15 protein-coding genes are annotated in these 22,935 nt (G+C 66.1%); 8 read left to right on the top strand and 7 right to left on the bottom strand.

Annotated elements, in window-relative coordinates; genetic code table 11:
* Nucleotides 1-2: 2 nt before the first annotated feature.
* Genes G6034_RS15960 through G6034_RS15950 form a run of 3 tightly spaced genes read right to left on the bottom strand, consistent with a single transcriptional unit; the run spans nt 3 to nt 3,627 of the window.
* The gene (locus G6034_RS15960; RefSeq protein WP_218063979.1) at nt 3-1,685 is read right to left on the bottom strand and encodes a cobaltochelatase CobT-related protein; all 1,683 of its coding nucleotides are present in this window, start codon (nt 1,683-1,685) and stop codon (nt 3-5) included.
* Nucleotides 1,686-1,725: 40 nt separating this feature from the next.
* Nucleotides 1,726-2,778: an AAA family ATPase gene (locus G6034_RS15955; protein ID WP_343038109.1), complete on the bottom strand. Its 1,053-nt coding sequence runs from the start codon at nt 2,776-2,778 to the stop codon at nt 1,726-1,728.
* A 3-nt stretch (nt 2,779-2,781) separates the two neighbouring features.
* Nucleotides 2,782-3,627, bottom strand: coding sequence for an IclR family transcriptional regulator (locus G6034_RS15950; protein WP_176636101.1), 846 nt, complete (start codon nt 3,625-3,627; stop codon nt 2,782-2,784).
* A 200-nt stretch (nt 3,628-3,827) separates the two neighbouring features.
* Between G6034_RS15950 and xsc the strand changes: the two genes are divergently transcribed.
* Nucleotides 3,828-5,702: a sulfoacetaldehyde acetyltransferase gene (gene xsc, locus G6034_RS15945; protein WP_218063978.1), complete on the top strand. Its 1,875-nt coding sequence runs from the start codon at nt 3,828-3,830 to the stop codon at nt 5,700-5,702.
* 132 nt (nt 5,703-5,834) lie between these two features.
* Here xsc and pdxR read toward each other — a convergent pair whose 3' ends face one another.
* A complete protein-coding gene (gene pdxR / locus G6034_RS15940; protein ID WP_176636100.1) occupies nt 5,835-7,307 on the bottom strand; it encodes a MocR-like pyridoxine biosynthesis transcription factor PdxR in 1,473 nt (490 codons plus the stop codon).
* Nucleotides 7,308-7,402: 95 nt separating this feature from the next.
* Nucleotides 7,403-8,521, bottom strand: coding sequence for an alanine dehydrogenase (gene ald / locus G6034_RS15935; RefSeq protein WP_176636099.1), 1,119 nt, complete (start codon nt 8,519-8,521; stop codon nt 7,403-7,405).
* 227 nt (nt 8,522-8,748) lie between these two features.
* Between ald and G6034_RS15930 the strand changes: the two genes are divergently transcribed.
* The 3 genes from G6034_RS15930 (at nt 8,749) to G6034_RS15920 (ending at nt 12,492) form a co-directional block, all read left to right on the top strand.
* On the top strand, nt 8,749-10,113 hold the full coding sequence (locus tag G6034_RS15930; protein ID WP_343038108.1) for an aspartate aminotransferase family protein: 1,365 nt from the start codon (nt 8,749-8,751) through the stop codon (nt 10,111-10,113).
* A gap of 117 nt (nt 10,114-10,230) precedes the next feature.
* Nucleotides 10,231-11,304 (top strand): phosphotransacetylase, encoded by a 1,074-nt coding sequence (locus tag G6034_RS15925; protein WP_176636097.1) that lies wholly within the window; start codon nt 10,231-10,233, stop codon nt 11,302-11,304.
* Between the two features lie 96 nt (nt 11,305-11,400).
* Nucleotides 11,401-12,492 (top strand): YeiH family protein, encoded by a 1,092-nt coding sequence (locus tag G6034_RS15920; protein WP_246296103.1) that lies wholly within the window; start codon nt 11,401-11,403, stop codon nt 12,490-12,492.
* 323 nt (nt 12,493-12,815) lie between these two features.
* Here G6034_RS15920 and G6034_RS15915 read toward each other — a convergent pair whose 3' ends face one another.
* Nucleotides 12,816-13,580 carry a TM2 domain-containing protein gene (locus G6034_RS15915; protein WP_176636096.1) on the bottom strand — a complete coding sequence of 255 codons (765 nt, stop codon included), beginning with the start codon at nt 13,578-13,580 and terminating at the stop codon, nt 12,816-12,818.
* 87 nt (nt 13,581-13,667) lie between these two features.
* Entirely contained in the window at nt 13,668-14,342 is a 675-nt protein-coding gene (locus G6034_RS15910) for an Rv1352/Rv1906c domain-containing protein (protein WP_176636095.1), read from the bottom strand.
* 484 nt (nt 14,343-14,826) lie between these two features.
* Here G6034_RS15910 and G6034_RS15905 point away from each other — a divergent pair, with 484 nt between their 5' ends.
* The 4 genes from G6034_RS15905 to G6034_RS15890 all read left to right on the top strand — a co-directional run bounded on the left by G6034_RS15905 (nt 14,827) and on the right by G6034_RS15890 (nt 21,714).
* The gene (locus G6034_RS15905; RefSeq protein ID WP_176636094.1) at nt 14,827-16,869 is read left to right on the top strand and encodes a hypothetical protein; all 2,043 of its coding nucleotides are present in this window, start codon (nt 14,827-14,829) and stop codon (nt 16,867-16,869) included.
* A 14-nt stretch (nt 16,870-16,883) separates the two neighbouring features.
* Nucleotides 16,884-18,731 carry a type I restriction-modification system subunit M gene (locus G6034_RS15900; RefSeq protein ID WP_176636093.1) on the top strand — a complete coding sequence of 616 codons (1,848 nt, stop codon included), beginning with the start codon at nt 16,884-16,886 and terminating at the stop codon, nt 18,729-18,731.
* Nucleotides 18,728-19,942, top strand: coding sequence for a restriction endonuclease subunit S (locus G6034_RS15895; protein ID WP_176636092.1), 1,215 nt, complete (start codon nt 18,728-18,730; stop codon nt 19,940-19,942). The genes G6034_RS15900 and G6034_RS15895 overlap by 4 nt, the downstream gene beginning before the upstream one ends.
* Nucleotides 19,943-20,247: 305 nt before the next feature.
* Entirely contained in the window at nt 20,248-21,714 is a 1,467-nt protein-coding gene (locus G6034_RS15890; RefSeq protein WP_176636091.1) for an amino acid permease, read from the top strand.
* Nucleotides 21,715-22,935 lie beyond the last annotated feature (1,221 nt).

Genomic DNA, 22,935 nt, shown 5'->3' with positions numbered 1-22,935 from the left:
TTTCAGCGGCCCCGGGCCATCAGGGCAAGAACGTCCGCCACGACGGCGGTGGTGGTTCCGTGCGTGAGATCCAGCGCCGCCACCCGCCGGTAGTAGGGGCTCAGATCCAGCCCGACGCCAAGCCCCAGGATTTCCGCCTTTCCGGCGCCCTGTTGGCGTGCGACGACGTCGCGCAGGTGGTGTTCCAAGTAGTTCCCGTCATTGGCGCGCGCCGTGGCGGCATCCATGGGGCTGCCGTCGGAGATGACCAGCAGCAGGCTTCGGGAGGCGCCATCCGGCGGGGCGCCGGAGGCCAGCCGTGCGCATGCCCAGTCCACTGCCTCGCCATCGACCCCTTCACGGTAGAGGTCCTGCTTGAGCAGGCCCGCTATGCCGTGCCTGCCCTGGCGCCAGGACGAGTCCGCGTCCTTGAAGACCAGGTGCCGGGTCTCGTTGAGCCGCCCGGGGTTGGCGGGCCGGCCCGACCGCGACCATTGCCTTGCCGCCCTTCCACCATTCCAGGCCGCCGTGGTGAAGCCCAGAACCTCGCTGCGGACGCCCGCCATGTCCAGGGCCCGGGCATAGGCGTCCACAAGAACGGCAACGGACTCGCTGTGTCCCTTCATGGACCCGGAACAATCGATGAGAAACGTCACGGCCGCATGCGGGCGCGGTTCCGTTCGCTCGGCGCGGAACACCCGGCGTTCACCGCCGGCAGTGACAAGGCGCGCCAACCGGCTGCCGTCGATCCGACCCTCTTCGAGATCTGTTTCCCACCCGTCCGCCACGGGGTCGGACAGCAGGGCCCGCAGCGCCCGGCCAAGGCGGGGGACGTTGATGCGCTGCTGCGCCAGTGCTGCATCGAGCCGGTGCCGGTAACGGCGTAACAGGTCAGGCCGGACCAGTCCCTGCACATCTTGCTGCCGGTCAAAGGCCCGGGTGAACACCCGATATTGCCCGTCGGACGCGTCCAGCGCGCGGCTGCGGCCAAAGCCTGCCACGGGCGGGGCCTGGTCCTGGTCCTCCTGGTCAAAAAGGAGCCTGAAGTCGTTGCGCCGGGCGCGGGTTCGTGCCGGCCGTCCCTGGGCCTCCTCCATGCCCCGGCACAGGGCGCCGATGTGTTCGGCCAACGGCAACGCGGCACGGGCAAACTCTGGCTGGGAAAATCTGGCCCGCCGCAATGGCGCCAGATGCACGGAAACCTGCCGCCCCAGGTGAAACCGTGTTGACTCAACCAGGTCAGCCCTTGCTGCGGGCATGGGCGTCCCGCAGATGCGTTCCCGGCACACCTGCGCCACGGTGAAAAGCAGCATCCCCAGCTGCGTCTCGACCATGCCGGAGGCTTCGAAGTCATTGGACCAGTCGAGAAACCGCCGGGCCAGGTTGCTGGACAGGCCCGGCATGGACTCCGGGGCCAGGGATTCCACCCGGAACTGTTCCAGCATTTCAAAGACCAGCCGGGCGGACGCTGAATCCGGGCACCTGTCAGCATGTTGGCGTGCGTCGCTGTGCAGCACCCGAAGCGCCATGCCGTCGGCAGCGCCCCGGAACGCGGGCAGCACCAACGCGGCCGGGGCCTGCGGGCCCGGGTGCAAATGCGGGGCCGGCATGGGTAGCCGGTCCTCGCCACGGTGCAGGATTCCGCCACGAAAGTGCAGCCCGCCCGTGGCGCTCAGCGCACGAATGGACGCGGCGCACAAGTCCATGAAGTGCTGCGCGTCAGCCGGCGTGGGCCCCATTGCGGGCTCAGCCAGCCATCGCGGCCAGCGTGTGGGCGCCCGGCCGCACAGCGTTCAAATCCGCAGCGTCCAGTTCCGCGTCGAAGCAGCGCTGGAAGTACTCGGCCACCACGGGTTGTTCCGCCTCGTCGCATTTGTTGACGAAGGACAGTCGAAAGGAGACGGCCGGGTCGGGGAAGATCTGCATGTTTTCAGCCCAGGTGATGACCGTTCGGGGTGACATGAGCGTGGACAGGTCGCCCACCTCAAACCCGGCACGGGTCAGGTTGGCCACGGCAACCATGGACGCCACCATTTTCCTTCCCTGCGGAGTGTCCATCTCCGGCACCCGGGCCAGCACGATTTCCAGCTCGTCCGCGGCCGGCGGATGGTTCAAGGCGGCCACAATGTTCCACCGGTCCAGCTGGGCATGGTTCAGGCGTTGCACGCCGTGGTACATCCCGTTCAGGTTTCCCAATCCGACGGTGTTGGCTGTGGCAAAAAGCCGGAACCCCGGATGCACATCCAGGACCCGGTTCTGGTCCAGCAGGGTCAGCTTGCCATCCCGTTCCAGGATCCGCTGGATGACGAACATGACATCCGGCCGCCCGGCGTCGTACTCGTCCAGAATCAGCGCGACGGGGCGCCTCACGGCCCAGGGAATGATTCCCTCCTGGAACTCCGTCACCTGCCTGCCCTCCTTCAGGACGACGGCGTCGCGGCCCACCAGGTCCAGCCGGCCAATGTGCCCATCCAAATTCACGCGCACGCAGGGCCAGTTCAGCCGTGCCGCCACCTGTTCAATGTGGGTTGACTTTCCGGTCCCATGGAGCCCTTGGAGGAGCATGCGTCGGTTGCGGCTGAAGGCGGCCAGGATGGCCAGCGTGACGGAGGGGTTGAATCTGTAGGCGGGATCGATGCCGGGGACATGAGGATCCGGTTCGGAAAAGGCCGGCACCAGCAAGTCCGAGTCAATGCCGAAGACCTCCCGCACGGAAACCGTGGTGTCGGGCAGGGCGGCGGCGCTGGACACTGTGCCTGTGGAAACCGTGAGGGGCGCGGGGCCGGCCAACTGATCCACGGCCTATCCCACCTCTCCGTCGCGATTCTCACCGGCAGTATCGGCGGCCTCCGCTTCAATGCGTCCCATCGCCTCCGCGGCCATGAGCAAGGCCGGCACCAGGTCCGCGGCCTTCTCGGGAGTCAGGCGCATAAAGGGCCCCTGGACCGCAACGCACAGGTTCGAGACCGCATTGCTCGTGGGAACAAGGACTGCCGCGCAGACCAGCCCGGGCAGGAATTCTTCGTCGTCGATCGCGTAGCCGCGCTCCTTGACCTGGTCCAGGTCCGCTTCCAGCAATTCCAGGCTGGACAAGGTCTTCGGCGTATACCGGGTCAGCTCGGCGCCGCTCAGGAGCCGGCGGCGCTGCGCCGGCGTGAACTGCGAAAGAATCATCTTCCCGCTGGCGGAGGCGTGCACGGGTACGCGTGAGCCGGGCTGCAGGGTCACCCGCAGGGGTTCGGCCGTTTCCACCCTGTCCAGGTAGACAACCTCGCTGCCGGAGACGGCGGTGACGTTGCAGCTCTCGCCCAGTTCCTTCACAAGCGACTGGAGCACTGCATGCCGGGCGCCGTGGTAGATGTCGTTGATGAGCAGGTTTTCGGCCATCCGCCGCAGCCGGACGCCCACACCGTAATGCCGGCCGTCGTCCTGGCGGATCAGCAGGCCCGCGCCTTCAAGCTGCGCCAGCATGCGGTGCAGCGTCGGCTTTGGCGTGCCGGTTTCCTCGACCAGGCCCTGCAGGGTGAACAGCTGGTCGTGGGTGGAGATGAGCTCCAACAGCGAGAAGAGCCGCAGTGTGGGCGTCTCCCCGGCCAGTTCCGTAGGGCCCGTCTGCCTGGCGGCGTCAATCCGGCGAATGTCGCCCATGTGTGCTCCTTGGCCAATGATGGTTCAGCAGGTGGTCTTGTAAATTTATTGTACGTGGCGTTCCGAATATTTGAAATACCCATTGACCCGCCCCCGTTTTCGTCATAGTCTCGTCTCGGATTACAAAAACAGGAACGTTGAGTTCCAGATTTAATAAACCCTTAGTCGATCTAGGTCCGCCTAGAGGAGGAGTGGCCACCATGAGCCAAGAAACTCTCGCCCGGTCCAATGAGGACGGCAACGCCCGTTCCGATTCAGCTGCCGTCAATGAAGCCCCTGCAGCACCCGCACGCCAGGCAGTCCAGGGTGTCCAGAAGATGACGCCGTCGGAAGCATTTGTGGAGACCCTGGTCGCCAATGACGTCACGGACATCTTCGGCATCATGGGCTCCGCGTTCATGGACGCCATGGACATTTTTGCCCCGGCAGGCATCCGCCTGGTCCCCGTGGTGCACGAACAGGGTGCCGCCCACATGGCGGACGGATATTCACGGGCCAGCGGCCGCCACGGCGTGGTCATCGGGCAAAACGGTCCAGGCATCAGCAATTGCGTCACGGGCATCGCCGCAGCGTTCTGGGCACACAGCCCGGTGGTGATCGTTACGCCGGAGGCCGGCACCAACGGAATCGGCCTCGGCGGCTTCCAGGAAGCCAACCAGTTGCCCATGTTCCAGGAATTCACCAAATATCAGGGGCACGTGACCCATCCGGCCCGGATGGCCGAATACACTGCCCGCTGTTTTGACCGGGCGATGTCGGAAAACGGCCCCACCCAGCTGAACATCCCCCGTGATTACTTCTATGGCGAAATCACGGCCGAGATCCCGCAGCCGCGCCGCGTGGACCGCGGGGCCGGCGGCACCAAGAGCCTTGAGGAGGCCGCGGAACTGCTGGCACAGGCCAAGTTCCCCGTCATGGTCTCCGGCGGGGGCGTGGTCATGGCCGACGGCGTGGAGGAATGCAAGGCCCTGGCCGAGCGTCTGGGCGCCCCCGTGGTCAACAGCTACCAGCACAACGACTCCTTCCCCGCCAGCCACCCGCTCTGGGCCGGTCCGCTGGGATACCAGGGCTCAAAGGCGGGTATGAAGCTCATCTCCCAGGCCGACGTCGTCGTCGCCTTGGGAACCCGGCTGGGTCCCTTTGGAACGCTGCCGCAATACGGGCAGGCCTACTGGCCCAGCGATGCGAAGATCATCCAGATCGACGCCGACCACAAGATGCTGGGCCTGGTCAAGAAGATCAGCGTCGGCATCTGCGGCGATGCCAGGGCCGTTGCCGCCGATCTCAACGAGCGGCTGGCGGGCAGGACGCTCGCCTGTGACGCCACCAAGGCCGAGCGTGCCGCGGCGATCAAGGCCGAAAAGGAAAGCTGGGAGCAGGAACTGACCGAGTGGACCCATGAGAAGGACGACTACAGCCTTGACATGATCGAGGAACAAAACGGCGAGGAGGGCAACTGGCTGCACCCGCGCCAGGTGCTGCGCGAGCTGGAGAAGGCCATGCCGGAAAATGTCATGGTCTCCACCGACATTGGCAACATCAACTCCGTGGCGCACAGCTACCTGCGCTTCGAGAAGCCGCGCAGCTTCTTTGCCCCCATGAGCTTCGGCAATTGCGGCTACGCGCTGCCGACCATGATTGGCGCCAAGGCCGCCGCCATGGACCGTCCGGCTGTTGCCTACGCCGGCGACGGCGCCTGGGCCATGAGCATGGGCGAGGTGCTGACCGCCGTTCGCCATGACATTCCCGTCACAGCCGTCGTGTTCCGCAACCGCCAATGGGGGGCGGAAAAGAAGAACCAGGTCGAGTTCTACGGCCGGCGGTTCGTTGCCGGCGAGCTGGACAACGGCGAGAGCTTTGCCGCCATGGCCCAGTCGATGGGCGCCGAAGGCGTTGTCGTTGACAAGCTCGAGGACGTCGGCCCGGCCCTGCAGCGTGCCATCGACGCCCAGATGATCGACGGCAAGACCACCGTCATCGAAATCATGTGCACCCGCGAGCTGGGCGACCCGTTCCGCCGCGACGCACTGTCCAAGCCGGTTCGCATGCTCGAAAAGTACAAGGACTACGTGTAAAGGCAGCAGCTGGAGGCAGTCAGCAGCGCCAAGTCGCGCATGGAGCGGGTGTTCCCGGAAGCTTCCACCTTCCGGGAACACCCGCTTTGTGTGTTTGCCGGGCGTCCGGCCGCCCGGAACCCAGCGTCGCGGCTAGTCCGTCCCGCCCGCCAGCAGCGATTGTGCCACGTCGCCGAGAATTGCCATGCCCTCCGCCACGGAGCGTGTCGGGATGGCGCCATAGCCGATCCTGAAAAAGTTCCTGGGCGGGTCCGGATTCAAGAAGAAGATGTCCCCACGCTCTATGAGGACGCCGCGTTGTTCGGCGCGGCGGACCAATTCCACGGAGTCCAGCTCCGGCGGCCCCTTGACCCACAGGCTGACGCCGCCGGGCGGGTAGGCGTCCTGCGGCCAGGGCAGGTGCCGGTGCGCCAGTTGGCTGACCATTTCCCAGCGCTTCTTCATTTGCAGCCGGTGCCGCCGCAGGGCGCGGTGGTAGTCGCCGCTGTCGATGAGCAGGGCCAGCGCGCGCTGCGTGTGCCCCGGCGGATGGCGGACCTGGTACCGGCGGACGCGGCGCAGTTCCGCCACCAGCTCTTCGGGTCCGACCAGAAACCCCATGCGCAGCCCCGGGGCCAGGAATTTGGAAAATGTGCCCAGGTACACCACGTCGCCGCTGGTGTCCAGCGCCTTCAGGGACGGGCTGGGGCTCCCCATGTAGCGGAACTCGCTGTCGTAGTCATCCTCGACCACTACGGTTCCGGACGCTGCGGCGAGTCCAAGCAGGTGATGCCGGCGCTCCATGCTCAGCGTGACGTTGGTGGGGTGGTGGTGGCTGGGCGTGACGTAAACCATTGCGGTTCCGCTGAAGGATTCAGGCAGGCGCAGGCCGCGTTCGTCAACGTCGATCCCGTAGACCTGTGCGCCCGTCCGCAGGAAGATGTGCCGGGCATCCAAATAGCCCGGGTTTTCCAGTCCTACGCGCTGGTGGGGTCCCAGGAGGGTCCTGCCCAACAGGTCCAGCCCCTGCTGGGAGCCGATGGTTATGAGGATCTCCTGCGGCCTGGCTTCGATGCCGCGGGCAGGCAGGATTTGGCGGCGGATCAAGTCAATCAGCAGCGGGTCGTCGGCACCGATGCTGTCTTGAAGGCTGGCGAAGATGTGCGGGCGGTAAAGTGCATCACGCAGGCAGCGCACCCAGGCCGTGGTGGGAAAGCTTCCGACGTCAACCTGTCCAGCAATGAACGGAAACGGGTAGGCATGCCAGTCCTCGTTTTTTTCCACGTCCGCGATCGAGTCATCCGCGTATCGGCGCATGCGTGAGGACCAGTCGATGACCGAACCGGTGGCCCGCACCTCGGCTTCGGCGGCTGCCAGCATGTCCGGGTTGACGAATATGCCGCTGCGCTCGTGGCTGATGACCAAGCCTTCGGTGAGCAGTTCCTGATAGGCCAGATTGATGGTGTTCCGCGATACGGAGAGTTCGACGGACAGTTCCCGGGAGCTGGGCAGCCTGCGCCGGGAGTTGAAAATGCCAGTGGCAATGCCGTGCTCGATGACCCGGCGGACCTGCCTGTACAACGGTTCGCTGGAATCACGGTCAATCTCAACTAGCGTCCTTGGCACGCCGTCCCTTCCTTGACACCGAAGTGACCGATCACCATGAAAGAGCGGGGGAGCTCACCATCGGGCTCCCCCGCCTGATACTTCACTTCATTCTACTAGCCCAGGGCGGCTTCCTTGCTGGGATCGACGACGTCGATCCCATGAACGGCCCCCACCGCGGCATTTGTCAGCCGTCCACCGAAAGTGCTCAGGCCAGCCCGCAGGGCCGGGTCGCCGGCCAGTGCGGCCTCCACCCCCTTGTTGGCCAGTGTGACGGCGTAGCGCAGCGTGACGTTCGTCAGGGCGTAGGTGGAGGTGTTCGGCACCGCGCCCGGCATGTTGGCCACGCAGTAGAAGATGGAGTTGTGCACCTTGAAGGTGGGATTTTCGTGCGTGGTGGGGCGCGTGTCCTCGAAGCAGCCGCCCTGGTCCACGGCGATGTCCACCAGCACCGAGCCCGGCTTCATCTTGGCCACGAGCTGGTTGCTGACCAGCTTGGGCGCCTTGGCCCCCGGGATCAGCACCGAGCCGATCACCAGGTCTGCATCGACCAGGGACCGTTCGATCTCCATGGCGTTTGATGCCACGGTCTTCAGCCGGCCCTGGTAGATCGCATCGAGCTCGCGCAGCCGGTTGATGTTGATGTCCAGGATGGTCACGTCGGCGCCGGCGCCGAGCGCCATGGCCGCGGCGTTGGTGCCGGACACGCCGGCACCCAGGACCACGACCTTGGCCGGGCGGACGCCGGGGACGCCGCCGAGCAGCATCCCCTTGCCGCCGGCTGGGGCGGTCATGCACTGGGCGCCCACCTGCACGGACAGCCGGCCGGCCACCTCGGACATGGGTGCCAGCAGCGGCAGTGCCCGGCCGTCCTGGACCGTTTCGTAGGCGATGGCGGTGACGCCGCTGTCCATGAGCGCGCGGGTCAGTTCCGGTTCGGCGGCAAGGTGCAGGTAGGTGAACAGGACCAGGCCCTCACGGAAATACTGGTACTCCGCGGCGATCGGCTCCTTGACCTTGATGACCATGTCGGCACCGTTCCAGGCCTCGGCCGCCGTGTCGACCAGGCGTGCCCCGGCCACGGCGTACTCGTCATCCGAGATGGAAGAGCCGACGCCGGCACGGCGCTCGAGCAACACCGTGTGGCCCTGGCCCACCAGTTCGTGGACTCCGGACGCGGTCATCGCTACTCGGAACTCGTTGTTCTTGATTTCCTTGGGGACACCGATGATCATTTGAAACCTCCTGATGGTTGAAGCCTGAATTCATCATGGCCGCCGTGCAGGCTGCGCAGCATAGTGGAAGTCTGCCCCCGGGAACCATGGGTCCAGAAGATCCAGAATCACCACACCGCATGGGGCCAAACTGGTCCTGTTGGCTGGGTCACATGTGGCCCTGATGTTGGGCGGCCAGCCAGCCTAGGCTTCGAGCACAACTAGTTTCAACACATGAGGAGATGATCGTGGACACCACCCAACTGCGAGCCCAGGCCCGCCGGCACCTCGGACCACACTTCACGCGCAAGGACACCTGGGACAGTGACTTCCCGATTTTTGTCCGAGGCGAGGGCAGCTATTTAATTGACACGGAGGGCGACCGGTATCTGGACGGACTGGCCGGGCTTTTCTGCGTCAACATGGGCCACGGCCGCGGTGACATTGCCCAGGCGGCCAGCGATCAGCTCAACACGCTTGCCTATGCCTCAAATTGGGGCTCCGCACACCCGCCGGCCATCGCGGCTGCCACTCTTATCGCCGACCTGGCACCCGGGGACCTGAACACCACGTTCTTCGTCAACTCCGGTTCCGAAGCCGTGGAGACGGCACTGAAATTTGCACGCCAGTACTTCCGCAGCCAGGGCCAGCCACAGCGCACCAAGATCATCAGCCGCGACATGGCCTACCATGGCACCACCATGGGCGCCCTGTCGGTGACGCAGCTGCCCAAGATCAAGGAACCGTTCGGCGAGCTGCTCCCGGGAATCCGCAGCGTTCCGAACACGCTTGGCTTCACCGGCGACTGCGGCCCCGTGGAAGACCTGGACTGCTTTGCGGCGTTCGAAAGGGTCATCCTCGAAGAGGGTCCGGAGACCGTGGCGGCAATCTTCGCCGAACCCGTCCAGAACGGCCGCGGCGCACTTGTGGCACCCGACGGCTACTGGCCTGCCCTGCGCGCCTTGTGCGACAAATACGGCATCCTTCTGGTCTCGGACGAGGTCATCTGCTCGTTTGGCCGACTCGGCCACTTCTTCGGCTACGGCCTCACCGGCGTCGTGCCGGACATGGTCACCTTCGCCAAGGGATCCACCTCCGGCTATGCCCCCCTGGGCGGCATGATCGTCCGCGAGAAGCTCGTGACCGAGCTGTTCAACTCCTCCAAGGGCGGCGTCTTCACGCACGGCGCCACCTGGGGCGGGCACCCGGTCTCGACCGCCGTCGCGGTTGCCAACATCACGGCGATGCGCGACGAAAACGTGTTGGGCAACGTCCAGGCGCAGGGACCCAAGATCAAGGAAGCCCTGGAGTCCCTGAAAAACGCGCACCGCTGCGTCAAGGCTGTTCGCGGCACAGGGTTCTTCTACGCAATCGAGCTCATGGCCGACAGCTACAGCGGGCGCGAATTCACCGAGGCCGAGTCGCTGAAGGTCCTGCGCGAAGTGCTGCCGGAGTCGTTCAAGCGCACGAAGGTGATCCTGCGCGGCGACGACCGCGGGGCCACGATGCTCATGATCTCCCCGCCGCTGGTGGCCGACGCCGAGGTGCTCAATGAGCTGTTGCACGGCGTGGACGCCATGCTCAACGACGTCGAAAAGGCCGTCCAGCCCTAGAATCCACCCCTTTTCCTGCCCGGCATGGGCGTCAGCTCCTTCCATGCCGGGCAGGAAAAGGGACGTTCCTGTCCGGCTGGGGCAGGCAGGGCAGCAGGCAAACTGAAAGGCGCAACCATGGGTGCGGAAAGCAGTGACGGCCGGGAACACCGGTCGGTCGTGATCGACCGGTGGCAGCGGGACCTTGCCGGCCGCGGGCGAGTCGTGGGGCTCGCCGACGGCGAGGACCCACGGGCAATCCGCGCGGCCCGGTGCCTGCTGGAGCGCGGTGTTGTGGTTCCCAAACTCATCGGCCGGGCCGGACTGATCAGGCACGGCGCGGACATGCTGGGCTGGAAGGTCCCGGAGGCCGCCATCATCGACATCGGCGAGCTGGCCGGGGACGACGGCGTTGCCTCGACGCTCCGGCAGGCCTTCCCCCAACGGCCGGCACAGCTCTCAGCCGCCGGTTCGGATCCGGTGTATCTGGCCGCGGCAGCGCTGGCGACGGGCCGTCTCGATACCTGTGTGGCCGGAGCCGGCCAGCCCACGGCGCATGTGCTGCGGGCCGGGCTGCGGGTCATTGGGCTGGCTCCCGGGTGCACCACCTTGAGCAGTTCCTTCCTGATGTTGCTACCCGACGGACGGGAACTTAGCTTCACCGATTGCGCCGTGGTGCCGGACCCCACCCCGGAGCAGCTGGTAGACATCGCCGTCTCAGCAGCCGCAACGCACCTGGCTGTCACGGGAACCCATCCCCGGCTGGCCCTTTTGTCCTTCAGCACCCTGGGCAGCGCCAGCCACCCGAAAGTTGACAAGGTGACTGCCGCTTTGGGAATGCTGCGTTCAAACTTCCCGGAACTGGACGTGGACGGGGAAATGCAACTGGATGCAGCCCTGGTGCCTGACATCGCGGCCTCCAAGGCCCCCGGGTCGATGGTGGCGGGCCGGGCCAACGTCCTGGTCTTTCCCAATCTGGATGCCGGGAACATCGGCTACAAGATTGCCCAACGGCTGGGCCGGGCTGCCGCACTGGGACCGATCCTGCAGGGGCTCAGGGCACCGTTGAACGATCTGTCACGCGGCTGCAGCACGGAGGACATCGTCGCTCTCGCCCTGCTCAGCGGCGTGCAATCACTGGCTGGAACCACCGCCGTTGGCCTCGAAGGCTCCGCCGGTACCCGAACCCTGGAACCCCAACTGATCCACTAAAGCCGGCCCCCATGCCTTGCGAACAGCTACGACGGAAAGGATTTCCGGCCCGAAACCGCCTTCCCTCCACGGCGTTTCACCGGATCGAACACGACCATGACCCAAAAACTGATGTCTGCCGAGCAGCGCCGCGAGAGGCGGCGCACCCTGCCTCGTGCGTTGACAACAAATCCCCTCAAGCACAAGTTGGCACCCGGCCTCGCGGTTGCGGCGGCAGCCGTCGGCGTCGCCTGGCTGGTGCACAGGACCGTGCCGGGGATGCCGTTTCTGACGGCCGCGGTCATATTAGGCATCCTTGCAGCGAATCTGCCCGGCACCCGCTCCCCGGTCAGCGGAGTCTTGCAGCCGGGCCTGGAATTTTCGGGCAAGAAGTTCATGCGGCTGGGCATTGTCCTGCTGGGCCTGAAACTCAGCCTGTTTGACGTGGCAGCCCTGGGCTGGGGGACCCTGGGGATCATCATCGCGATTGTGCTTCTGACTTTTTTGGGGACGCTGTTGCTCGGCAAGGCGCTCAAGCTCCCTGGCGACCAGCCGATCCTGCTGGCCACGGGCTTTTCCATCTGCGGCGCGTCCGCCATTGGCGCCATGAGCGGCGTGACGAAGACCGACCACCGCGACACCGTTGTGCCGATCGCCCTGGTCACCCTGTGCGGGACCCTGGCCATCGGCGTGTTGCCGCTCCTGAAAATCCCACTGGGTCTGGACCCTGTGCAGTTCGGCCATTGGGTGGGCGCCAGCGTGCACGACGTGGGCCAGGTGGTGGCCACGGCGCAAACCGCAGGCCCTGCGGCCTTGGCCGGTGCGCTGATCGTCAAGCTCACACGCGTGCTGATGCTGGCACCAATGGTCACGTGCGTGGCCCTGGTCAGGCGGCGCCGGAGCAACAACCGCGCCGGCAGCCCGTCCGGCGGGCCCGACGACACGGTAAAACTCCCCCCCTTGGTCCCATTTTTTGTTGCCGCGTTCATGGCCATGATCGTGGTGCGCACGCTGGGAATCCTGCCGCCGCCGGCCCTGGGCCTGGCCGGGACCGCACAGGACCTGCTCCTGGCCGCCGCCCTGTTTGGTCTGGGTTCGTCCGTCCGGGTCAAGTCCCTCCTCCAAACCGGGGGCCGGGCGATCGTCGCGGCCATGTTGTCCTGGGCTCTCATTGCGGTGCTGGCCTACGGGGGCGTGCAGTTGATGTGACGGCCGCGCGCAGACCAGTGGCATGAAAGGCACGACGAAACACGCCCTGGCGCAAAACCTGCGGATCACAGCGCATCGCATCCCGGTGCATGAGGGTCTCGCGGCTTTCAGTGTGCTGGATGGGCCCACAGCGGCGAGCGAGCCGGGGCCTGACACCCAGGGCAGGCGCCACTGAAACGGCCACTGCCCGAGGGGAAGCCGCTGTGGGCATTCCACGACGGACCGCTGCGGCCCCTGCGCTTTCGGACGCCGCCTGCGCATTCGGACACGGTTCTACCGGTGTCCGAATGCGCAGGCGGCGTCCTTTTTGTGGGGACCGGCGGTTACTTCTTCTCCTCGACCGTCACTGTCCATGAATCGACGTTGGCGGCACGGACGTCAAGGTAGTACCTGCCCGCAGTCTTGTGCAGTGCCGTGGTGCTGGCCCCGGTCTTGCTGAGCATGACGATCGGGATGCCCCCGTCCTTGGAAATGTCCTTGCCCTCCGGTTCCAGGTAGATTGCCGCAACCACCATGTCGGCGCCGCCCTTGAAGTCGTAGCTCAGCTGGGCCTCCGCCCCCGTCAGTTCAAAAACCTGGCTGGCGGAATCACTCGTCCCCTGCAGTGACTGGACGGTCGTCCACTTCTTGGCCGCCGGCGCAGCAGCCGGCGCAGCGGCCTTTGCGGGCGCCTTTGCGGGCGCGACGGCGGCAGGAACTGCGGGCGCTGCGGCCGGACCGGCGGCCGTGCCGCCCCCGGAACCTGCGGTCCCGCCGGACACCGCACCCAAGACGATCAACACGGCGGTGACGATCCACGCCAGCACCCTGTGCTTGGCGTAGCCGGCCAGGAGGAGCCCCTGCTTGTCCCGCTGTTTGCCGGCGAGGGTCACGATGAGGTCCACCAGGGTCCAGACACCCAGCCCGCCGAGGGTGACGAGTTTGAGGATGCCGGTTCCCACCTTGCCCAGGTAGAACCTGTCGATGCCCAGGCCGCCCAGCAGGAGGGCGAGCACCCACGTGGTGACGAAGGACTTGGGGCCGACGCCGGCGTGGGGCTGCGGAACGGGCTGCAGGGACGGGGGCCCGGGGTTGAGTGTGTGTGTCATTGTCGTTTCCTTTCGTTGACGCGGCGTGTGCCGTCGCGTCGGATGTGCTGAGTGCCGCAGAGTGCGGCTGGCGGGTGCGCGCGGGCCCTACTGTTTGGTCCAGGTGCCACAGCTGGAGGTCTTGAAGTCCTGTCCGGCGCTGAGCGTCACGGACGGACGCCCGCCGCCCGGGATGTCGTTTTCGATGATGTCGGAGCCGTTGCTGCCGCCGGCCAGGATGGCCCAGTAGCAGTCGGAACTGACGGCCGCGGCGCTCACGTAGGTGCCCGGCGCGATATCCCGACCGACAGCCCAAGTGCCTTCGCCGATGGTGTTTTTGGCCTTTGCCTTCTCCGCCCCGGTGACGGCGTCCTCACGCTTCTTCACCGCAGCCTCGGCCTCCGCCACCTTCTTTTCGGCGGCACCCACGGCACTTTCCCGCTCCGCAACCGCGTCCTCGCGACCCTTGATTTCGCTTTGCAAGGTTGCGTACTTGCCGTCCAGCGTGCGGTACGCGGCCCTGGAATTGCTGAGGGCTTCGTCCACGCCCGCCTTGCCCTGCGCCAGCTGCACATAGGCGTCGCTGGCGGTGGGGTCCGGGAGCGTGGTGCCGAACCAGGTGCCCGCGCCGAGAAGCACGACGGCGGCCGCCCCGCCCGCGAGCGCCTTCCGTTTCCATGTGCGCCGGGAGGCGCCTTTTGCGGGCGTGCCGCCTTTTGCCGCCGGCCCGCCCTTGACCGGCGGCATCGGATCGGTGGGTGGTGGGCTGGTCCTGTTTTCCATGGTTGGTCCCCTAAGAATGCTGTGAGTGATGAAAAGTGGGCGTGGGGTGGCCGTCCCCCAATGAATGGCCACCCCACGGTCAGGGGGCGGCTCAGCCGCGAGGTGCGTCCCCACGAGGGCTCTGCCCGGGATCGCGGACCGGGTCCGCCGGGGGCGCTTTGCCCGGTGAGGCGGGGGTCCCCGGCTGGCGAGGTGGCCGCTTGCCGCCGAACAAGACACCGTCGGCCAGGCCCAGCACGTGCCCGTAAGTGCTGAAAACGAGCCGGCCGGCTTCCTTGCCCGGATCTTCGTCCGGCCTGGTGCTTTCCACGGTGGTGCCCCCAATGGGTTGTTGTCCTGCGTTGACAGAACCAAGCTAAGTCCCTTTCGACCGGGGCGCTTCTGGATTCGGCTGATAAGGGGACTTACCAACATGTTGTTCGCAGGCCGTGGATTGCGACATAGGCTGTACACGCACCGAACATGCCGATCGAGGGGAGGGCGCGTGAAGCAACAGGGAGCGGCCCTCCGCATCTCCTTGGCGGAAATCGCGGCCCTGGCACAGGTGAAGCGCCCGGTGGTGTCGATGTGGCGCAGCCGCAGCAGGGCCACGTCTACCCCGTTCCCCGAGCCGGTCCGGGTCATCCGCGGCCAGCAGCTATTTGACGCCGGCGAGGTGGCGACCTGGCTCGAGTCAACCCGGCACGGGAACAACCCCCAGGCTGCGGCGGACATGGCTGCCTTCGCCCGGGGGGATTCCGCCCGGACGGATCCCGAAGCGGCGTTTGCCGCCCAAACCGCGCTCGTCACCCTGCACCGGCTCACGGGCGGCCCGCTGGCCGGACTCGACCGTGATGACCTGCTGGACGCCGCCGATGACGCGGACCCGGACGACGAGTTCCTCTACTCGGAAATCGAGGGCCTGGGACGGACGGCCCCGGCGGCAGCGGCGCACGCCGACCAGCTCGTGGACGCCGCCTACTCCCCCGCCGCGGCCTTTGAGCAACTCCTGGGCGGCCGCTTCCGGGCCGGGCTGCGCGGCCAGGCGGAAACGGCCCTCGCGCAACGGGCCGTCGACCTGGCGGCGAGGACCGCCGTCGAACTTGCGGCAGGCAACGGCACCGGGAGGCCCGTGTTTGTCGATTCCACCCCCGGCGGCAGCGACCTTCTGGTGAAAGTCCTGAACCTCCTTCCCGAGGACGCGGATCCCCTGGTCCTGACCCGCGACGGGCGGGACCAGGCGTCGCGGACCGCCCGGCGCCGCCTGCTGGTCCACGGCGCGCGCCGCAGGCCGCTGGCCGTGTCGGATGGCGGCCAGTTCACGGTCGGGGCGCCGGCCGTCCATGTGGCGTCGTACCCGCCGCCCGGCACCCCGGACCTGGCGGCCCCGGACATCCTGGCGGACATCGAGAACACCGTCCTGCAGATGGACGATTCCCAGCGCGGGGTTGTCATGGCCCCCGCGGCGGTGCTCACGGACGCCCTCGACGACGCCAAAGCCGCCGCGGCGCGCTCGGACCTGCTCCGCTCGGGCCGGGTGCGCGCAATCGTCCGCCTCCCCGCCGGCCTGGTCCCCGCCAAAGCCCGCCAGGCGCTGGGCCTCTGGGTGCTCGGCCCCGCCCACGCGTCCGTGCCGATCGCCGAGCGCTGGACCATGGTCGCCGACGTCACGGACACCCCTTTGACCGCCGACGCCGTCCAGGACCTGGTGGGCGACCTCGCCGTTTCGCTGGGAACGGCGGGCCTGATCCGCGCCCACGCCATGCGCTTTGCCCGCACCGTGCCCACCTCCCGCCTGCTCGCCCGCCGGGGTGCGCTGGTCCGCCACGCCGTGCCCCGCCGCAACGGACCGACCGCTGCCGAGCAGGCGGTGCGGGCGGACCAGCTCGTCGCGCAGCTCAACGATCCCGCGGCGGTCCCGGCGCCCCTGCCCGTCCGGGTGTCGCTGGGCCACGGCGCCCCCAACACCGAAATGGTTGACGTGCTGCTGTCGCAGGGCCACCTGCGCTACGTCCCGGGCGTGCGCCTCGCCGCCGGGCTCCCCGTGGCGGACGACGGCGGCGCCCGGGTCCTCGGGCCCGCGGACCTTGGGCGCGGCGCGGGTAAGGGACGCCGCGGCCCGGCTGTCCGGAGGATCGACCGCCTGGTCCTGGCGGCCAACCACCCCACCGCGCGGCTGACCGAGCCCGGCGACGTCGTCTTCGCCACCGTCCCAACACCCGCGGCGACCGTCGACGCCGAGGGCGGGGCCGTCGTCGAATATCCCGCCCGGGTGCTGCGGGTCAGCGGCGCCGATCCCGGCGGGCTCATGCCGGAGCTGCTCGCTGCGGACATCAATGCCGCCGCCTCCAAGGACTGGCGGCATTGGGCGCTCCGGCTGGTGCCGCACGCCGCGGCACAGCAGTTGCAGCATGTCCTGGGACTCCTGGAGCAGGAACGGGGCGCCGCCCAGCTCAGGCTCGACCGGCTCACCGAACTCACCACGCTCCTGCGCGACGGCGTCAGCGCCGGCGGGCTCGCCGTGGACGCTACGATCGATTTAACGTAAAAGGAAGATGCTCAATGCCCCCGAAGAAAAGCACCGCGAAGAACCTGGACGCCGCCCCGTCCACCATGAAGGAACTCAAGGACACCCTGTGGAAGGCCGCCGACAAGCTGCGCGGGTCCATGGATGCCTCCCAGTACAAGGACGTCATTCTGGGCCTGGTGTTCCTGAAATACGTCTCCGACGCCTTCGACGAGCGGCGCGAGCAGATCCGGGCGGAGCTGACGGCGGACGGCCTGAACGACGAGCAGATCGGCCAGCTCATTGACGACACCGACGAGTACACGGGCCGGGGCGTGTTTTGGGTTCCGGCGCGCGCCCGGTGGACGTACCTGGCGCAGCACGCCAAGGGCACCCAGGCCACCCTGGACGAGCACGCCAAGGGCATCGGCGAGCTGATCGACGACGCGATGGCGTACGTGATGGGCGCCAACCCGTCGCTGGCGGCCACGCTGCCGATGATCTTCAACAAGGACAACATTGACCAGCGCCGCCTGGGCGAGCTGCTGGACCTGTTCAACTCCGCCAAGTTCACCGGCCAGGGCGCCACGAAGGCCCGCGACCTGCTCGGCGAGGTGTACGAGTACTTCCTGGAGAAGTTCGCGCGCGCCGAGGGCAAGCGCGGCGGCGAGTTCTACACCCCGGCTGGCGTGGTCCGCGTGCTGGTGGAGGTGCTCCGCCCCGACCACGGCCGCGTGTACGATCCCTGCTGCGGTTCCGGCGGCATGTTCGTCCAGGCCGAGAAATTCCTCGAGGCGCACCACAAGGAGGGCTCGGAGATCTCGGTCTACGGCCAGGAGCTCAACGAGCGCACCTGGCGGATGGCGAAGATGAACCTGGCCATCCACGGGCTCAACGGCAACCTGGCCTCGCGCTGGGGCGACACCTTTGCCCGCGACCAGCACCCGGACATGCAGGCCGACTTCATCATGGCCAACCCGCCGTTCAACATTAAGGACTGGGCGCGCTCGGAATCGGACCCGCGCTGGAAGTACGGCGTGCCGCCCGCCGGCAACGCGAACTACGCCTGGATCCAGCACATCATCTCGAAGCTGGCACCGGGCGGCTCGGCCGGCGTGGTCATGGCCAACGGGTCGATGTCCTCCAACTCCGGCGGCGAGGGCGAGATCCGCGCGCAGCTGGTGGAGGCGGATCTGGTGTCCTGCATGATCGCCCTGCCCACGCAGCTGTTCCGCTCCACCGGCATCCCGGTTTGCACGTGGTTCTTCGCCAAGGACAAGGCTTTGGGTGCGCATGGTTCCGTGGACCGAACCGGACAGGTGCTGTTCATCGACGCCCGGAACCTAGGGCACATGGTGGACCGCGCCGAGCGTGCTTTGAGCGATGAGGACATCGCGTTGATTGCCGGCACCTTCCACGCCTGGCGCGGCACCCCGCCGGTGGTCGAGCCGTCCCCGCCCGTCGAGCCGTCCCCGGTGGTCGAGTCTGTCGAGACCCTCCCGGTGGTCGAGCAGCGAGCTCTGCGAGCGCGTCGAGACCAGGAGGCCCAGACCCCGGTGGTCGAGCCTGTCGAAACCCTCCCGGTGGTCGAGCAGCGAGCTCTGCGAGCGCGTCGAGACCAGGAGGCCCAGACCCCGGTGGTCGAGCCTGTCGAAACCCAAAGCTCTGTCGAAACCCCCTACGCCGACATCCCCGGCTTCTGCTACTCCGCAACCCTCGCCGAGATCAAGGCCGCCGATTACGCCCTTACCCCCGGCCGCTACGTCGGCGCCGCCGACGTCGAGGACGACGGCGAACCGATCGAGGAAAAGATCGCCCGCCTCTCCGCCGAACTGTTCGCCCAGTTCGACGAGTCGGAGCGTCTGGCGGCGGTAGTCCGCGAACAGCTGGGGAGGGTCTCATGAGTCAATGGAAAACCTATTCCATGCGCGATGTCACAAACATAACTGATTTCGTGGCAAACGGTAGCTTCGAATCGTTACGCGTCAATGTCAACACGTCAACTGAACTCGGATTCGCCATTCTTGTCCGCCTCGTGGATCACAACTCAGGATGGAAAGGCCAGCTCAGCTACGTCGATGAGGCCTCTTACACGTTCTTGAAGAAAAGTCGCTTGGAACCAGGCGATGTCGTCGTGAGCAATGTCGGGGCAAATGCCGGCACGGTCTTTCGGGTTCCAAATTTAGGGATGCCTGTCACTCTTGGTCCAAACTCTGTCGTCTGCCACCCGTTGGATCCATCAGTTCTGGATCGGCGATTCCTCTATTACATGCTGGTTTCGCCGCTGGGACAGTCTCTGCTCGGAGGAATTATTAGCGGGAGTGCGCAGCCAAAGTTCAATAAGACATCACTGCGTCAATTACAGATCCCACTGCCGCCCCTTGAAGAGCAGCAGGCCATCGCCGAAGTCCTAGGCGCCCTCGACGACAAGATCGCCGCCAACACCAAACTCGCTGCGACAGCCCATGAGTTGGCTGCTCTCATCTACGAACAAGCGACCAGTCCCATGAGCATTGTCCCGATGTCTTCGGTTTTATCGCCTGTCCTAGGGGGCACCCCGCCGCGTTCCAGAGAAGACTTCTGGGGCGGAGATCGGCTGTGGGCATCCGCCAAGGATATTACGGGCGCTGACTTCTACACTGTTGTCGACACAGATGAAAAGATTTCCCAATCGGCAGTGGAAAAGACAAAGGCCAAGCCTCTGCCAGCAGGAAGCGTCATTCTGACGGCCAGAGGGACAGTAGGAGCCGTCGCCCGTCTCGCTGTTCCAGCTTCCTTCAACCAGTCTTGCTATGGGTTCGTACCCGGAACCGTTCCGGCAGGCGTGCTGTATTTCTCGATAGTTAATGCCACAAAGCGGGCAAAAGCCATCGCCCATGGTTCAGTCTTCGACACAATCACAATGAAGACTTTTGACCACTTGGAATTCCCCGACTTCAGGGGAGGCGCAATGTCAAAAATGGAATCCAAGATCACGCCATTCCTAGATGCCATCACAGGTGCAGTTTTAGAGAACCGGTGCCTCGCCGCAACCCGCGACGCTCTCCTCCCCCAGCTGATGTCTGGCAAGCTGCGCGTCAAGGACGCCGAAGCCCTCGTCTCTGCCGCGGTCTAAACGCGGTGAACGGCCAAAGTCGGTGTCATTGTGACCGGATCAGGCGTTGAAAGCGCGCGCTTGATTCGCGATCCATCGTGGAGGGATCGGCCGAATCTCCACCGCCGGCCCAGGAACCTGATCCCAGCGGTGGCACGGCACCAGCCGACAAGTCAGCAGAACTTACGAATACTGCTTAAGAGAAGTCACTTTTCATAATGGATCGCGGACGGCACACTTGAGAGGCAGTTATTTAGATCACGCGACGGCGAACCCGTGCTGCATCACAGCAGCCGGGCACCGCCGTCCACTAAGGAGACCCGCGCATGGCAACACCCCCAAACCCACTGTCCGTCTGGCGGCGCAAGCCGATCGCCGAGATGGAGATTGAAAGCGCAAAGAGCGGACTGCTCAAGTCCCTGGGGTTGTGGCAGCTGACCGCGATCGGCGTCGGCGGCATCATCGGCGTCGGCATTTTCTCGCTCGCCGGGCTCGTGGCCCACGGCGACCCGAGCCATCCCGGCGTGGGGCCGGCCGTGCTGATCTCCTTCCTCATCGCCGGGCTGGCCTCGGCCGCGGCGGCCCTCTCCTACGCGGAGTTCGCCGGCATGATCCCGCGGGCCGGCTCCGCCTACACCTACGGCTATGTGGCCCTGGGCGAGCTGACCGGCTGGTTCATCGGCTGGGACCTGCTGCTGGAGTACATCGCCATCGTGGCCGTCGTCGCCATCGGCATCTCCGGCTACATCAACGCCTTCCTCAGCGGTTTCGGCATGCACCTGCCGCACGCCATTTCCGCCACGATGGAGGACGGCGGGATGATCAACCTGCCCGCCATCCTGGTCTGCCTGCTGGTCACCTGGATCCTCAGCCGAGGCACCAAGGCGCTGGGCCGGTTCGAACTGGCCGCCGTGGCCGTCAAGATCGTGCTGATCCTGTTCATCGTGGGGCTGGGCATGTTCTACGTCAACGCCCACAACTACAACCCGTTCATGCCCAGCGGCTTCGGCCCGGTCGTCACGGGCGCGGCCACCGTCTTCTTCGCCGTGTTCGGCTACGACGCCATGAGCACCGCCGCCGAGGAGGCCACGGACGGCAAGAAGCACATGCCCAAGGCCATCATCATGTCCCTGGTGATCGCCATGCTGCTCTACGTTGCCGCCACCCTGGTACTGACCGGCATGCAAAACTACAAGAACATCGACCCCACGGCCGGGTTCGCCTCCGCCTTCACCAGCGTCGGCCTGCCCGTTATAGCCAGCATCATCTCCGTTTTCGCCGTGCTGTCCATCCTGACCGTGATGCTGACCTTCCTGCTCGGTGTCAGCCGCGTCTGGTTCTCCATGAGCCGCGACGGGCTGCTGCCCAAGTGGTTCTCCAAGGTGGACAACCGCGGCACACCCAAGCGCGTCACGTGGATTGCCGGGCTGGGCTCGGCCTTCCTGGCCGGCGTCTTCCCCATCCGCCTGGTGGCCGACCTGACAAACATCGGCATCCTGGCCGCATTCGTGGTGGTCTGCATTTCGGTGATCGTGTTCCGCTACACCAAGCCGGATGCGCCCCGCACCTTCCGGCTGCCGTTCATGCCCGTGGTGCCCGCCGTGGGCGTGCTGTTCTCGCTGTTCCTGATCTGGCAGCTGTCCTGGGAAACCAAGCTGCGCTTCGTGGTGTGGCTGGCGATCGGGCTGGTCATCTACTTCACGTACAGCCGCAAGCACTCGCTGATGAACCCGAACAGCCCGCGGCACAGCGAACTCGACGTCGTCCCCGCCGTCGGACGGCCCGGTTCATAGTCCTCTCAGGCAATCGACAGCGCCAGGCTTCTCTTCGAAGTGTCAGCGGCGATCAGGCTCGACATCTTCCTGCTCGCCCGCGAGGAGACGTTGGCCCCCGACATACGCCACACCCAGGAATCGCTCCGGGACTCAACAACGGGCACCAGGGTGAAGCGGACTGTCCGTGGATGACTTTCCAGATGCCTGGCTGAACGGCGTCCATGTTGCCGCCCTGACTTCCGATGGCCCCGGCGGGCCGCCATCAAACTGCCCAGCCCCTTATTGCCCGGCCCCAACGGGAACAAACCTATGGTGCTTGATATAGATTTAACGCCGTCATGGTGACATGATGGTGAGAGGGCGCCGATGGCGCGAGGCAACACGTCGGGCGCGGCCGCCTTGGCGCACGGAACCTGACGGGGTGATAGGGAGGAGAGGACCATGATTCTTAAGGAAATTTCAGTTGAACGGTTCATTTTTACCTGCACCGGCTGTGGGCATGCCTGGGTGGCCGACTATGACGCCCAGCATGTGGAGGATGGCCACGGGCACGCGCGGGACTATTTCTTTCGTGACGGGGTTCAATGCCCCGATCCCACGGGCCCGGGTGAAACCATATGCCCGCAATGCGGCCGGGCCTCGGTCCTGGCCCACCTCAGCGCCCGCCGGGCCAGTCCCGCAGTCACTGACCAGGCTCCTGAAGGTCCGGGGGAAATGCCCACCAGCGCCCGTACCGCTGCCCGGGCCAAGGCACCGCTGCTCCCCGGCGCACAATAATCGCCAGGGAGCCAGCTGACACTCGATCACCTGGCGCCGATGCCCGGGGCAGGGACCGGCACTGGGCACCGCCGCGCGGCTGGTCCCTGCCGTCTGGAAGCTGGTGAAGCCGTGATTTGTTTTGCGGCGCGCTGTTCTGTCGCCAAGTGTCATTCCGGCGTCAGGTCCGGCGCTACTCCAGCATCAATGCATCGGTGCGCATGGCCTGGGACGGCAAGGGAAACCGAAGGCAACGCGTTCTCGGCACTGATCCCAGGGTTCCGCCGCCGGTGGGACATGACGTGCTGGAAGAATTTTTCTTGTCCACGGGCAACAGCCCATGTTCCGTGGATCGGTCAGTGGCTGCCGGAGCCGTGGATGAAGGCTTCGGCGTGGTCGACGGCCTTTTTGAAGGCGTCATTGCGCAGGGTGATGTGGTCCTTGCGTGGGGATTGGATGTAGTTGGTTATCCCAGGTCGCAGC

Source organism: Arthrobacter wenxiniae (assembly GCF_013376105.1).
Classification (GTDB): Bacteria; Actinomycetota; Actinomycetes; order Actinomycetales; family Micrococcaceae; genus Specibacter; species Specibacter wenxiniae.
The sequence above is the reverse complement of the archived record's forward strand: the minus strand, read 5'-3'. Positions and strand labels throughout refer to the sequence as shown.